Genomic DNA, 15,352 nt, shown 5'->3' with positions numbered 1-15,352 from the left:
ATTGGGTTAATTCTGATTCTGGCCAAGAAGGAACACCGGAATCTGCCCAATCTGATATTTGCCATTTTAATGGTTAACCTCACTATATTTAACTCTTTGACACTTTTTAAAAATATAGGATGGTTCGAGTCCTACCCCTACTTATTTGCTATACGGGTACCTAATGAACTGCTGTTTGGCCCTTTCCTTTACATGTATTTTATGCAACTGGCCAAGCGCCGGATCGATTTTAGCCTAAAGTTTTTCAGTCATCTATACATTCTTGGCCTGAGTCTATTGCTGGTCATTCCACTGCTTATCTTTTATAAGACGCCTTTTGGGCACAATCCCTGGATGGATCGCTATTTTGAGTATTACCAGCTCATTGGAACTGAAATTGTAAGCATACAATTTGTGGTGTATTCTTTTATTGTGTATACCCGGCTCAAAAAGAAGGGCTTTATGGAACTGGCAAAAGAACACCCTGTATGGTCTGCACATTTTAGATATATCCGCCTGATTTCGATTCTGCTTATTGTGCATGGTCTTACACGTTTACTGGAAGTAAACCTGGGGTTGTATCATGCCTCTTTTCAGAAGTATTTTGAATTTGGAAATGTTCTTATATACTCGGCAGTTGGCCTGATATTTACCTATTCACTCATCTCTAACCCGGTTGTGTTGCACTATGATACTTCTCTTTTCAACCTGTCTGGTAAAAAGAAGAAAGAGGGAACTTCACTTGAAAAAGAGGAAGCGCTCTATTACATGAGTAAACTGAATAAACACATGGAACTGGCCCGTCCTTACCTGAATCCCGACCTGAGCGTTCAGGAGCTGGCTGAACAGGTCAAATTAACGGCGCGCATTATTTCAGAAGTGGTGAACAATGTAATTGGGCAAAACTTCAATGATTATATCAATAACTACCGAATAGAAGAATATAAGCGCTTATGTGCTGATGCATCAAAAGCCCATTACACCGTTTTGGCGCTTGGTTATGAAGCGGGATTTAAATCCAAAACCACATTCAATACTGCATTTAAAAAGTTCACTGGCAAAACACCCTCAGAATACCGAAAAGCTACAAGCTAATACCAGTGCTTGATAGAACACTCCCCTATTTAGTTTTATTATAAACTCTTTCCGTTCACCCTGTCATTCAGGGCTGTAAGAGTACCAAATCATGTTTCAGAACGCTGATAAGAACGTCCTATTCAGCCGGAATCAGGATTTGGAACGACTGCCATACGGATGAAATCTTTCTTTGTTGTAATCATTGAATTTAGCTCACTATAATCTTAAAAATTATGGCAACAGAAAAGGATAAAACAAAAGCGGCCTTTGGTAGAAGAGAGTTCCTGAAAATAGGTTCAGCCGGAGCTGTTTTGGGCGCTGCAGGCATAGCTGCTATACCACATAAAGCAGCCGGTGAAGTGCTCGATAAAGAAACCAAGAAAGCGGTTATTAAACCTTTGGAGGACTTCCCGGTAAAGATATCACCCGACTATAAACGATTTTCACAACGCAATACTGTATTCAGCCGTGCAGTGGGCGGCATTGATCCTGCATTAGCTGCCAAGGCCCGCACCTTTGAGCGATTCGAAACAGATGAATCACGCCCGGGATTCACACGTATCGATTGGGCCCTGCACCATGGCTCGTGGGCTATTGAGCACGCTGCAACGCCAGGTTCTAAATTTGGTATGCCTAATACTGGCTGGTATAGCTGGCAACAAAATTTACCTGAACAGCGAACGAACTTTCTGGATTTAAACTATGTCAACCACGAACGGCATGAGTTTACAACTAAAGCGGAGGCCTCTGCAGTCATTAAGCGGGCAGCGCGCCACTTTAAAGCCGATTTAGTTGGTATTGCGCCACGCAATAAAATGTGGGACTACGATAAACATTTTGTGGCATTGAATGGGCAGGAGATTGGTTGGGAAGAGTTTCCGTTTAAGCCCAAATCAGTGATTGTAATTGGTGTGGAGATGGATTATGAAAACATGGCAACCGCACCATCTTATACGGTTGAAGGAGCCATTGGCGAAGGCTATTCTCAAATGGCTGTTACGGCATTTCAGCTGTCTGTATTTCTTAAAAACCTTGGTTATAAAGCGGTGGCAACCGGAAACGACATGGGCATGAGTGTGCCATATGGCATTGCTGCCGGATTGGGAGAAGGCGGCCGCAACGGCTTACTCATCAACTACAAATACGGGCCTCGCTTCCGCATTGCCAAGGTATATACCGATATGGACTTTGTGGAGTATGATAAGCCGGTTAAATTTGGAGTGCGTGAATTTTGTAAGCGCTGCCAACGCTGCGCTGATGCCTGCCCTTCCAAATCCATCCCCAAAAATGTGGAGCCCACAATGAAACCAACTCATGGTGGCGAAACCTGGTTCAATAATCCTGGTGTGGAGAAGTGGTACATTAATGCCAAAACCTGCTTTGAATACTGGTGTGAAGGCAATAATTCCTGTGCCTCCTGCATTACTTCCTGCCCCTATAATAAACCCGATTTCTGGCACCATAAGCTGGTCGATAAAGTTTCGGCATTAATGCCAGGGCCGGTTCACAGCTTCATGCGCGAAATGGACATTGTATTTGGCTATGGTGATACCTTCGACGAAAAAGCAGTGAAGAAATTCTGGGCTGATAAAGACCGTGAATACAACGGCTACTAGGGTTAATAATTTGGATGTATAACATTTATAAAAACATATTACTATGATATTTTCTGGAATTGAACTACTGTTTTTCATCCTGGGATTCATATCCTGCCTGGCAATGCTGGGTCTCATCAGCTTGAATATGAAAAGCCGCCTGGATTGGAAAAAAGGGAGCATCATTGGACTGGGAGCATTCCTCTTGTTGTTTTGCATAGCCTGGTCTGTTAGCTCTGTGCTTGAAGGAGAACCACGTGCCGCCAGTATGGGCATCGTGGTATTTGGCATGCCTGCTTTAATTCTATTGACATTAGGATTAAGAATGGCTTTAAAAAAGAGTTAATCCATCTTATAATCACTACCACAGAATCCTGTATATCAATGAAACAAGTTGTTCGCTGGTTAGCATATGGCAGTTTAATAGCTGCTTTTGCCATCGGCCAGTTCAATAATTCAAAAAACAATGGGCTGCAATCACTGGAAATATCAGAAGGGCTGGAATTGAAGCGCATTGGTTTAATGGGAGAAGTATATACAGCCACCAGGGAAGATACCTTAATCGGGTATCTCTCCTGTGGTCGTTCACAGGGATATGGCGGTCCTTTGGAGGTAGCTGTTCTTGCGGATACAGCAGGACACATCCAAAACATGGACTTGCTGCGCCATGTGGAAACCTTTTCGTTCATTGAAAAGCTGCGGGCTCAATATTATTTCCGACAATACAAGCAGAAAGCTCTGGCCGATACCTTTCAGGTGCATCAAGATGTGAATGCGGCATCCGGTGCAACAATAAGTTCTGTAGCAATTGCGCAGGCCACCCGTGATGCTTCATATGCCATTCTCGAAACAGCCATGAATCAAGAGGCACCCGCCATTAAAAAACAGTGGCGTCTGACACCCAAAGAAGGTATTGTGCTGGCCATATTTATATTGGGAGTGATAGCTACTTATTTGCGGAAGAAACAACTTCGATATATCACCCTGGGATTGTCAATGATCTTCATGGGAATCATATTCAATGCCTCCATTTCCTTGTCTCACTTCGGACGAATTCTTTTGGGGTATTTACCAGATATACATCACCACCTGGTATGGTGGGTATTGATGGGAGGCTCATTGGTCAGTATTGTAATCTGGGGGAAAAATGTGTATTGCCATGCTCTATGTCCATTTCATGCCACACAAATGTTATTAAATAAAGTGTCAGGCATTAACCTGAAATTTGCCATGAATGCCACACGCATTATTCGCAAGATACCTGGATTTCTGTTATGGTTCTCGGTGCTGATGATTTTGCTCTCATCCAACCCAACACTGGCTGGTTACGAACCCTTTGCCATGCTATTTTCTCTTGAAGGATATGGTGTACAATGGTATATTCTGCCAGCGGCATTAGTAGGTTCACTTTTTATCTCCGATTTTTTCTGTCATTACCTATGCCCGGTTGGCACAACCTTTAAATGGATTCAAAAACAGCGGCGCTCAATAATAACATTCAAAAGCAAGAAGAATGAACACTGTGAAAAAAATAAAGAACACAACGAAGAGAAAAAAGTGGCTTGAGAATAGTACTGCAGCTGTTCTTTTCATTATTGGTTTTGCCACTATCCTGTTTTTTCTGATTGGTCAACTCATACAATTACCTGTTTCATAAGCGTAAAAACCATTGCCTGGCAAGCGTTTCACAAAACTTGTTTACAGCAAAAAGAGTTGAGACATTAGGAAATCGAAATGCAATTGTCAATCGGTAAATAATCAGCTCTGCTTTTTTTATATATTTTTGAAACCTGATTCTCAAATCTGAGTAACAACTAAAGAGTATTTTCACTCAGGATTGTTTCATTAATAAAAGTAATTTAACATGAGACTGACGTTCTTTCTTCTTTCGATAGCTTTAATGGTAGCAGCAGCTACAGCCACCGGTCAAACCGATGTGTTTGGCAATAAAATTCCGACTAAAAAGAAAAACATCACCCCTATTCCGGCACATTACAACCAGACGGATGCCAATGGCATGAAGCAAGGCCCCTGGGAAAAACGCTATACCGATGGCACCGTGCTATACAAGGCCACTTTTAAGAATAATAAACCGGTAGGAAGCTATACGCGTTATTACCCCAATGGTAAAATGAGTTTAGAGATTATCTACGATGAGAACGGTGAATATGGAAAGGCGCGCTTATTTAACGAAGAGGGCAACCTTACATCGAAAGGTAATTACCAGGGCAAAGACAAAATTGGTACCTGGACTTATTACGCTGCAAAAGAGGCTGTGCTGGCTACTGAAGAATTTGTTAATGGGCAATCGCATGGCCAGTATAAAGTTTTTTACCAGGACGGGGCTGTTGCTGAAATCATTAACTGGCAAAACGGCAAGAAAGAAGGTGAATGGCTAAAATTCTTTAAGAATGGAGCGCCCATGCTGAAGGCACAATATGTAAATGATGAGTTGCATGGTAAATATTTATATTATTTTCTGGATGGTCAGCTGGAGATAGATGCCACCTACAAGCACGACAAAGAAGATGGTGAATGGACATTCTATCATGCCGATGGAAAAATCAATTACCAGTTGAAATACAGCAACGGACAACTAATGAACCCCGAAGTGCTGGAAAAAAGAAGAGCCGAGGAACAAGCCGAGTTTGAAAAGAAGCGAGCCACCTTGAAGGACCCGGAAAAGATGGGTAACAACCCCGAACAATTTATGAGATAGCAGGCCTATGAAATACCTTTCATCCATACTACTTTTATGGTTATGCCTTACGCTAAGTATGGCACAGGATGGCTATTTCATAACGTTTACTGACAAAAACAACTCCCCTTACTCATTGGACAGACCTGAAGAGTTCTTATCGATAAGAGCTATTCAGCGACGAGCCAAACAGAACATCGCTGTTGACCAGAGTGATTTGCCGGTGAATCCGGCTTATATTGATAGCCTGATAAAATATGGCATTGATGTTAAACACACCAGCAAATGGATGAATGGCGCCATTGTTTTCAGCAACAATAAGGCCCTGATGGATACCTTGGAGCGTGTGCCTTTTATCAATACAGTTGAACTGAATAAACCAGTCATTAGCACTGGCACTTTCAAAAAACTGGAGCCTCTTGTGCCATTGCTCAAAAGTGCGCTGGACTCACCCTACGGCGAATCGTGGTTACAGGTTAGTACAGCCAACGGCCATCATCTGCACAACAATGGATTAAAGGGAGCAGGCATGCTCATCGCTGTTATTGATGCAGGTTTCTATAAGGCCAATGAACTGCCTCTCACCAAACACCTTTGGGATAATGGTCAGGTGATGGGCACCAAAGACTTTGTTAATCCGGCTTCCAATATTTTTAATGAGCATTACCATGGCATGAACGTGCTATCGATTATTGGGGGTAAGCTCAACCAGCAATACATGGGAACTGCCACCGATGCCTCCTTCTGGCTGCTGCGCACCGAAGACGTTCATTCGGAACATCCCATTGAACCGGACTACTGGATATGTGCGGCCGAGTTTGCAGACAGTGCCGGGGTTGATATCATCAACACATCATTGGGTTATTACGAGTTTGATGCGCCTTCTCAGAGTTATTCGTATGCTGACATGAATGCTACAAGCAGAATATCCCGGGCATCCGACATGGCTTCATCAAAAGGCATGTTACTGGTTACCAGCGCCGGCAACGAAGGCAATAACAGCTGGCTCCATATTGGCGCCCCGGCCGATGCCAAACATTGCTTAGCCATTGGTGCAGTCAATGCCGACAGCACCCGAACCTCTTTCTCTTCCTTTGGCCCGTCGAGTGATGGCCGTGTGAAACCTGAAATAAGTGCATTAGGAGGAGCGGTAGCGGTACAAAACACAAGTGGTGGCATCAGTAAAGGGAATGGCACCTCTTTTTCAGCTCCTGTTATTAGCGGTCTGGCCGCCTGTTTGTGGCAGGCAATGCCCGATAAGACAGCTGAAGAAATACGCCAGCTGATAATGAGTAGTGCACATCTGCATAACACGCCTAATAACGAGTTGGGATATGGCATACCTGATTTTAACCAGGCCTATAGCGTTGATATTGAAAGTGCACCAGCTTATAATACCCAATGGAAGGTTGGCCCCAATCCGTTTAACAGCCGCCTGACGCTATTCAACTCATCGGGACCCAACGTTACAGTAACAATTGTTGATATACTGGGCAATATTAAATACCGCAAAGAGCACAGGCATCAAAAGAACATTGTTATTAACGAAGTGGCAGCATTTGCCAATGGTATTTATATTGTCATTATTGAAAACAATCGCTCAAAGCAACATGTTAAAGTGATAAAAAGCCGCTAATACAATGGCCCGCGAACAACTGAGTTTATTTGAATTAAACACCAATATAAAGGACCAGCTGAAAGAGAGTTTTCCTTCAACCTATTGGGTAATAGCCGAAATCAGCGAAATACGAACAGTCCGGAGCGGCCATTGCTACCTGGAGCTCATTGAGAAAGACACCGACTCGGACCAGGTCAAAGCGAAAGCCCGGGCCACTATCTGGGCCTTCACCTATCGCATGCTGAAACCATACTTTGAAACCACCACCAGGCAAACGCTAAGTGCAGGTTTAAAGGTGCTTCTGAAGGTGAGTATTGAATTTCAGGAGGTGTATGGATACAGTTTAAACATTAAGGATATTGACCCGACATTCACACTGGGTGATATTGCCCGTCGGAAACTGGAAGTCATTCAACAGCTTCAGGAAGATGGTGTGATGGATATGAACAAGGAGGTTGACCTGGAAGAAGTTCCACAGGTACTGGCCGTTATCTCGTCGCCTACCGCTGCCGGCTACGAAGATTTCATCAACCAGCTGAGCAATAACCCGGAAGGCTATAAGATATACCACAAATTATTTCCGGCCATTATGCAGGGTGATGAAGCCGAGCAATCAATCATTGCAGCTCTTGAGCGTATCTATGAGCATGAGCACGCGTTTGATGCGGTAGTTATCATACGTGGTGGTGGCTCCTCTTCCGATCTGATGTGCTTCGACAGTTATATGCTGGCGCTTAATATTGCACAGTTTCCTTTGCCGGTTTTAACGGGTATTGGCCACGAACGGGATGAATCTGTTGCCGATATGGTGGCACACACACGCCTGAAAACACCAACAGCAGTGGCCGAGTTCATTATCGATCGGATTACCCAATTTGATGCCTACCTGTCTGATCTAAAAGAGCATTTTGTAGCCGAAACCTCCCAACTACTCGTTAACGAGTTGCACCGACTGGAGTTGGCAGCACAGCGTTTTCAGCCGGTTGTTAACACAGCCATCAGTGCCAGCAAGCAATTTCAGATAGATGCAGCTCACCGCCTCGAATTTGCCGTCAAGAGCTACTTCGACAAGCAGGTCTCCTTCTTTTCGCATGTAAAGGAATCGGCTCATTACCTGACCAAAAAACAGCTGCGGGGCAGTCATCAGAAACTGGCGTTTCAATCAACACGCTTAAAGCTTGAAACAAATGCCTATTTCAAAAATCAGCAACAAAGGCTTAAACTGGCTGAAAGGACTCTTGAACTATGCGATCCTTATGAAATACTTAAAAGAGGTTATTCGCTAACATACCGGGGTAACGAACTAGTGAAGCAACTGGAAAGCTTAAACGTTGGCGACGAGCTATTAACACAACTGCACGAAGGTAAAATCATCAGTCGCATCGAAAAAATAACTCAAAAAAAATAACGTTTTATTATACGCTTTTTATATTTTGTAGGCTGTTTTATTGCCTTAACACATGTCGATGACCACCAAGCTACTATTTAAGTCACTTTACACCATTACAGGCTGCATACTTTTATTCCTTAACTGCTCATTTACAGCCCATAGCCAGCAGAATAAAGAAACAGCTTTTCAGTATATTGAACAAGCCGAAAAAGCTCAGGCAGAAGATGAAGTCATTTCACTGTGCCAACAATCAGTATCTGTCATTGCCAATGAGCCAAACCCATCCGTTAAATTTGACGTCTATCATAAAGCAGGCCTGGCACTCTTTAACCACAAGCAATACAATATAGCCAGGGAGTACCTCAATAATGCCCTCACCTACAAAGCTGCAAGCACCGATAAAAATAACGTTGGTATAACAGAAGAATACCTGGGATGGATTGAGAATGCCAACAACCAGAATGAGTTGGCCATTGAACACTTTAACCGGGCAAAAGATATTTTTACATCGACTAATAACCTCGAAAAGTTAGGTAACACCTACAACAGCCTGGGCGCCATGTATTGGTATCTGCGCAATTATGCCCAGGCGCTTGAGTACTTTGACATGGTGCTTACGGTGGGAGAGAAAATTGATAACACAGTATTAATCAGGAAAGGACTCACCAACAAAGGGGTGGTACTAAACACCTTAGCCCAATACAATGAAGCACTGATTTGTCTGGAAAGAGCCTTGGAGTTAAACCAGCTGGATAGCGATGCCAAAAGTCGTGCAGTGCTGCTCAATAACATTGGCAACATCAACGGTGCTTTAAACAATAACGAAGCGGCTATTCGCAACTACCAGGAGGCCTTGGCGATATACAGTCAGCTTGATGATAAAGACGGTATAAGCAGCTGTTACAATAATTTGGGGGAGGTACACCTCGAACTGGGCAATATTCTCCAAGCTATTGAAAACTATCAAACCTCATTGAACATACTGATACAAGAGGGTGACAGTTCGAAAATTGCTGTATCGTATGTTAACATTGGGCGTGCCCACCAAAATGGAGAACAATACAGCAAAGCCATCTCCTATTTTGAGAAAGCACTTAAACTGATGCTTACCTTTAACGATCCTTCGTTGAAGGCCGAAACGTATTTACACCTGGGGCAAACCCTTTTAACCAATAAACACTATCAGCAGGCCAGTGACTATCTGACGAAAGCCACAAAACTTGCCAAAGAGTTGGATGAAAAAGCGCTGTTGGCTGATTGTTACAATAGTATGTCGGCATGGCACAGCCAGCAAGCCAACTATAAAGATGCATTAGATTACAAAACGAAATATGCCGAACTTAAAGACGCCATAACCGATGAGCAGGCCATGCTGAGTAGTGCCCGCATGGAAGCCGTCTATAAACTCTTAAATAAGGAGGAGCAAATATCGAAACTCGAACAGGATAATCTCAACAAATCTGCCAGCCTGGCAACCGTGCGAACTGGCCGGACAACCTACCTGATAATAACAGGCTTTTTATTAATGGTGGTGGTGGTTTTGTTTTTAAGCTTCCGCAGCCGGCGTAAAACTGAGCGTTTACTGAAGGAAAAGAACAACGAACTTCAGCAGTTGAATGCCACAAAAGACAAGTTCTTCTCCATTATTGCTCATGACCTGAAAAGTCCTTTTAGCTCACTGATGGGCTTCGCCGAAATGCTGACGCTCAATGCTGAGTCGAAAAACACAAAAGAGGTGGTTGAGTACTCCCAGATTATTCATAACTCCACCAAGCGTCTGCTGGGGCTGGTAGAGAACCTTTTGCAATGGTCGCGCACACAGTTGGGCACCACTGAGTACAAACCCACACAGCTTGATATATCCATTCAGACACATAATATTGTATCGCTGCTTCGTTTAAATGCTGAAGAAAAAGATATCGTTATCAGTCCCAGAATAGAGCGTAACCTGGTAGCCTGGGCCGACGAAAACCTCTACAATACTATACTAAGAAACCTGATTAGCAACGCTATAAAATTCTCTCGCATAGGCAGTGTTATATATGTCGCTGCCAGTGCTAAAAATGATATGATAGAAGTGTCGGTAGCCGACTCAGGCGTTGGTATCAGACAGGAAAATCTGGAGAAGCTTTTTATGGTTGATTCCACATTCAGCACCAAAGGCACACTGAATGAAAAAGGCACCGGTTTGGGCCTGGTGTTGTGTAAAGAGTTTGTTGAGATAAACAAAGGGGCCATTTGGGCAGAAAGTGAACTGGAAAAAGGCAGCACATTTTATTTTACACTACCTTTACTGCAGATTAAAAATAACTAATAGCAATGACAAAAAAGAAGCTCACATACAACGAGGCCGTTAGTGAAATTGAAGACATACTGCAACAGATTGAAAACGAAGAACTGGATGTGGATGACCTGTCGGCGAAGGTTAAACGGGTGAGTGCACTTATAAAAAGCTGTAAGGACAAACTGCACAAAACAGAAGAAGAAGTAGAAAAAACACTTAAAGAAATAGAGTCATAAATCTCTTCTTCACAACCATTTAAAACTTCACAAATCAACACTTTCTGATTCTCGGTTCGAACTTATTCGCATTTTATTTTTCTTCGTTAAAAGCGCCATTGCTTTTATTGAGAATATTCATGTATCTTTGTCTGTAATCAAAAAAAGGAATTAGTAAGATGAGAGTAGAATACGACATTAAGTTGGGATTCAAAGACGTCATGTTCAGACCTAAGCGTTCAACGCTAAAAAGCCGTTCGCAGGTAAACCTGCAGCGCACTTTTAAATTTATGCACACCAGCATTGAATGGACAGGCGTGCCAATTATGGCTGCTAACATGGACACAGTGGGGACCTTTGAGATGGCCGTTAAACTGGCCGAGAATGAGCTTTTCACAGCTATTCATAAACACTATACCCTGGAACAATGGAACCAGTTTCTGGCTGATGCTCCTGAAGGTATTGAGAACTACATTGCAGTGAGCACAGGTACCGGTGCCAACGATTTAGATAAGGTTGTTAGCATCTTTAAGGCTAACCCAAAGCTGAAGTTTATTTGTATTGATGTGGCCAATGGCTACTCCGAGCATTTTGTAGGATTTGTTAAGCAAGCACGTGCCCTCTTTCCTGATAAAGTAATTATGGCAGGTAACGTGGTCACCGGCGAAATGGTGGAAGAGCTATTGCTGGCTGGTGCTGATATTATAAAAGTAGGTATCGGACCAGGTTCGGTTTGTACCACACGTGTGAAAACAGGTGTTGGTTATCCTCAGTTGTCAGCCATTATTGAATGTGCCGATGCGGCTCATGGCCTAGGCGGACAGATCATCAGTGATGGAGGCTGTGCAGTACCTGGCGATGTGGCCAAGGCCTTTGGTGCCGGAGCCGACTTTGTGATGCTGGGTGGTATGCTGGCCGGACACGATGAGAGTGGCGGCCAGGTGATTGATATCGACGGCAAAAAATACAAGCAGTTTTATGGCATGAGTTCAGCTACAGCAATGGATAAGCATGCAGGGGGTGTTGCTGAATACCGTGCCAGCGAAGGTAAAACCGTTGAAGTAGAATACAGAGGCCCGGTTGAGGCCACACTTCAGGATATATTAGGAGGTGTGCGCAGTACCTGTACCTATGTGGGCGCATCACAGCTGAAAGAGCTAACTAAGCGTACTACTTTTATCCGTGTTGCCGAGCAGGAAAACCGTGTTTATACCAAGTAAAAAACATTTTTGTTATACATAAAAGCCGCCTTGTGCGGCTTTTTTTATTGGTCAGGTCCTGATCCCTCTCTTCCGCTTCATCTACATCCACCGCATATATTTCTAACATAGCATTTTATGGATAACTCATTAATTGATGTTGCAATACTGAATAAAGGCCAGTAAACACCTGTATTATATTTTCATACTGCGACTGCATCGTATAGTTTTTTACCGTATTTTAGGTACGCGAATTATCGCGCCAAAATGGTTTACTATTTAGTGATAAGTAATGATTTAATATGCTGCTAATCATCGACAACCAAAGTGCCTTCATAAAGAAATTCAAACGACAGTTTCTTTCGGAGCAGGATTTTGATTACGTGTTTTTCGACCATAATCAACCCATCACCTTATCTGCCAAAACACAGATAAAGGGCATTATCTTATCAGGTGGCAAAGGCAATCCCTGGGAGCCACTCAACCTCACATCTAATTTTGTAGCATTAATGAATTTTGATGTGCCTGTACTGGGCTTCTGTCTGGGCCATGAGATCATTGCAGTTAGCTACAGAGGACGAATCAAGAAGCTGGCAGAATACCACGGCAAAAAGGAGCTGATTACCATTACCAAACCAGAAGATCCTATTTTTGACGGCCTGTCTAAAACAGAAGTGTCGCTGGTGAAACGTCACTCCTTTCATGTATCGGAGCTGCCTGCCTCGTTCGAAAGCCTGGCGACATCCGATACTTGCAGCAACGAAATCATTCGTCATAAAACCAAACCGATATATGGTTTCCAGTCGCACCCCGAAGTATCAGGACCAGAAGGCATGTTGATGGTGAAAAATTTCCTCAAGATGTGTGAGATTATTTAAGCCCAGTAACCTGCGCACCATTGACATCAATTAGGAGTAGATTATAAATTGAACACTAATAAGATAGTTGACAGAAATACAGAAGACAATTATACTAAAACATGAAAGTAGCACTGATATACAATAAGGACATCAGCGGTGTAATCAACACCTTTGGCATGCAGAACAAAGAGTTCTACAACGAAAAGACCGTTAAAAAAGTCGCTGAGAGTCTGGAGAAGGCCGGCCATAACGTGGCTGTATTAGATGGCAATAAGCAGATTATTGAACGCCTCGAAAACTTTATGCCGCGCGTTAACCAGGGTGAGCAGATGGGTATGATATTCAATATGGCCTATGGCATACAAGGCGAATCGCGCTATACACACATCCCAAGCATGCTTGAGATGCTGGGTTTGCCCTATGTGGGCTCTTCCCCATCGGGTCATGCACTGGCTCTCGATAAAGTGCTTACTAAAATCATCTGGAAAAATAACGGACTGCCAACACCCGATTTCTGGGTATTTAACAACCATGATGAAGACATGTCATCGGTGAAGTTTCCGGTAATTGTGAAGCCTAAGATGGAAAGTGTGTCCTTTGGCCTGAAGGTGGTATACAACCAGGATGACCTTAGAGAAGCTGTGCATTTTATTGTAACAGAATTTAGTCAGCAGGCACTGGTGGAGCAATTCATCAGGGGACGTGAGTTTTGCGTCGGCTTAATCGGCAATTCGCCTGTTGAGCCGTTTCCGGTGTTGGAGATCGACCTGGAAGGCGATCCCGATGCCATTCAAACGGTTGATGATAAAAAGCACACTCCCAAGAAGAAGGTGTGTCCTGCTCACATTTCGGATGAGTTGGCTGAAAAAATGCAGAAACTGAGTATTGAAGCCTTTAAATCACTTAACCTAAGGGATTTTTCGCGCGTTGATATACGCCTCGACGAAGATGATAACATCTACCTGCTGGAGATAAACTCCATGGCCAGCCTTGGCGAAACAGGCTCCTATCCTACTGCCGCTAAAGTAGCAGGCTACGATTTTGAGTCGCTGGTGAATAAGATGTTGGATGTGGCATCGGTCAGGTATTTCACCAATACTTTGCCGCAAGCCGATAACCAACCGGCTAATGGGCGAACGACCCAGACTTCGCGCATGCGCACCTTTATTAAAACACGGCAGCAACGTACCGAAAAGTTACTGCAGCAGCTGGTGGATACCGACACCTATGTAAGGAATGTAGAAGGGGTTAACTACTGCTCGGGGCTAATCAGTAGTGAGTTAAGCCAGTTGGGTTTTACCCAGGAAATATATCCGCAGCTGGAGGTTGGTAATATTCTTTATTTCTCCAACTCATTTAACCAGGAGGTCGACTACCTGATTATTCAACCATTGGATAACCGCATTAAACTGGCACAACACGAGAATTACCACGAGCAGGAGCAGTACCTCGAGGGTACCGGCGTATGGGAGAGCAAAGGTGGTGTGGCCATTTTAATATCCGCTCTTCAGGCACTTAAGTTCTCGCGCAACCTGAAGAAACTGAATATTGGTATTCTGCTGGTGACCGACTCATCCATTGATGGCCGTTACTCTAAAGCCATCATTCAGCAGAAAGCCGAGTTGGCCAAAGCAGTCATTTCACTCAGTGGCGCCTCAAAAAAAGGAGGCCTCATCCTGTCGCGCTCGGGTTCGGCCATGTACCGCCTCGAAACAAAGATGCTGAAAAAGGACAATCCCGAAAATGTATCGCTCACTGCCATGAATTTTAATAAAACGCTGGCAGCTATTTGTGATATATCGCAAAACGATAATAAAAACATCATTGCACCATTTGACATTCAGTATAAGAGCAACATTTTTAAGAAGTATGCCTATGGCTCCGCCGGCATTAGTGTGCGCTATAACTCGCCCGAAGTGCTGGACGAGATTGAACAGAAGATTAAAAAGATATTGGCCACCCAAAAACGCAGTAAAATCTATCAGGTGAAGATTGAAGGTGGGCTCAAACGTCCCGCCATGTCCGTATCTGACACTTCTAAAAAACTGTATAATAAAGTAAGTAAGCTGGCCAAGCAAATTGATGTGCGTATTGGAGAGGAACACCGCTGGAGCTCAGCAGATATCTGCCACATCAAAAAAGACATGCCCATTATTGATGGTTTAGGTCCAGTGGGCGAATACCTGCCATCAGACAATGAGCGCATCATCCGGCACAGCCTAATCGAACGTGCCTTATTGGTGGCCCTGTTGCTAAAGGATACGAAGTAAAGAAATAGGCTCCCGGTTGATTATCAATCGGGAGTTTTGTTTAAAGACCTTCACAAATCCTATTTATCAATTTATTCTATGGCTAGCGCAGATTTGTAATCTGTGCTACGCCAGATAAAAGGCACGGATTGTAAATCCGCGCCAGCAATTGAGATGTTGTAAGTCGA

General features: G+C 43.6%; 12 protein-coding genes. All 12 read left to right on the top strand.

Going from position 1 to position 15,352, the window contains the following annotated elements:
• A partial coding sequence (locus KDU71_RS18310; RefSeq protein ID WP_212192555.1) for a helix-turn-helix domain-containing protein occupies positions 1–1,074 on the top strand: 1,074 nt, incomplete at its 5' end.
• Between the two features lie 215 nt (positions 1,075–1,289).
• Positions 1,290–2,672: a reductive dehalogenase gene (locus KDU71_RS18305; RefSeq protein WP_212192554.1), complete on the top strand. Its 1,383-nt coding sequence runs from the start codon at positions 1,290–1,292 to the stop codon at positions 2,670–2,672.
• A gap of 43 nt (positions 2,673–2,715) precedes the next feature.
• Complete coding sequence (locus tag KDU71_RS18300) at positions 2,716–2,997, top strand: hypothetical protein (protein ID WP_212192553.1); 282 nt, start codon at positions 2,716–2,718, stop codon at positions 2,995–2,997.
• A 38-nt stretch (positions 2,998–3,035) separates the two neighbouring features.
• On the top strand, positions 3,036–4,217 hold the full coding sequence (locus tag KDU71_RS18295; RefSeq protein WP_212192552.1) for an FMN-binding protein: 1,182 nt from the start codon (positions 3,036–3,038) through the stop codon (positions 4,215–4,217).
• A gap of 298 nt (positions 4,218–4,515) precedes the next feature.
• Positions 4,516–5,370 (top strand): toxin-antitoxin system YwqK family antitoxin, encoded by an 855-nt coding sequence (locus tag KDU71_RS18290; protein WP_212192551.1) that lies wholly within the window; start codon positions 4,516–4,518, stop codon positions 5,368–5,370.
• Positions 5,371–5,377: 7 nt separating this feature from the next.
• Positions 5,378–6,985 (top strand): S8 family serine peptidase, encoded by a 1,608-nt coding sequence (locus tag KDU71_RS18285; protein ID WP_212192550.1) that lies wholly within the window; start codon positions 5,378–5,380, stop codon positions 6,983–6,985.
• Positions 6,986–6,989: 4 nt separating this feature from the next.
• Positions 6,990–8,375, top strand: coding sequence for an exodeoxyribonuclease VII large subunit (gene xseA, locus KDU71_RS18280; RefSeq protein WP_212192549.1), 1,386 nt, complete (start codon positions 6,990–6,992; stop codon positions 8,373–8,375).
• 58 nt (positions 8,376–8,433) lie between these two features.
• Entirely contained in the window at positions 8,434–10,671 is a 2,238-nt protein-coding gene (locus tag KDU71_RS18275) for an ATP-binding protein (RefSeq protein ID WP_212192548.1), read from the top strand.
• A gap of 5 nt (positions 10,672–10,676) precedes the next feature.
• Positions 10,677–10,877: an exodeoxyribonuclease VII small subunit gene (gene xseB, locus KDU71_RS18270; protein WP_212192547.1), complete on the top strand. Its 201-nt coding sequence runs from the start codon at positions 10,677–10,679 to the stop codon at positions 10,875–10,877.
• Between the two features lie 158 nt (positions 10,878–11,035).
• Positions 11,036–12,076: a GMP reductase gene (locus KDU71_RS18265; protein WP_212192546.1), complete on the top strand. Its 1,041-nt coding sequence runs from the start codon at positions 11,036–11,038 to the stop codon at positions 12,074–12,076.
• A gap of 281 nt (positions 12,077–12,357) precedes the next feature.
• A complete protein-coding gene (locus KDU71_RS18260; RefSeq protein ID WP_212192545.1) occupies positions 12,358–12,933 on the top strand; it encodes a glutamine amidotransferase-related protein in 576 nt (191 codons plus the stop codon).
• A 101-nt stretch (positions 12,934–13,034) separates the two neighbouring features.
• The gene (locus KDU71_RS18255; protein WP_212192544.1) at positions 13,035–15,185 is read left to right on the top strand and encodes an ATP-grasp domain-containing protein; all 2,151 of its coding nucleotides are present in this window, start codon (positions 13,035–13,037) and stop codon (positions 15,183–15,185) included.
• Positions 15,186–15,352 lie beyond the last annotated feature (167 nt).

The sequence above is a fragment of the Carboxylicivirga sediminis genome (genome assembly GCF_018156225.1).
In the GTDB taxonomy this organism is placed as follows: domain Bacteria; phylum Bacteroidota; class Bacteroidia; order Bacteroidales; family Marinilabiliaceae; genus Carboxylicivirga; species Carboxylicivirga sediminis.
This window is presented reverse-complemented; position numbering and strand designations above follow the sequence as displayed.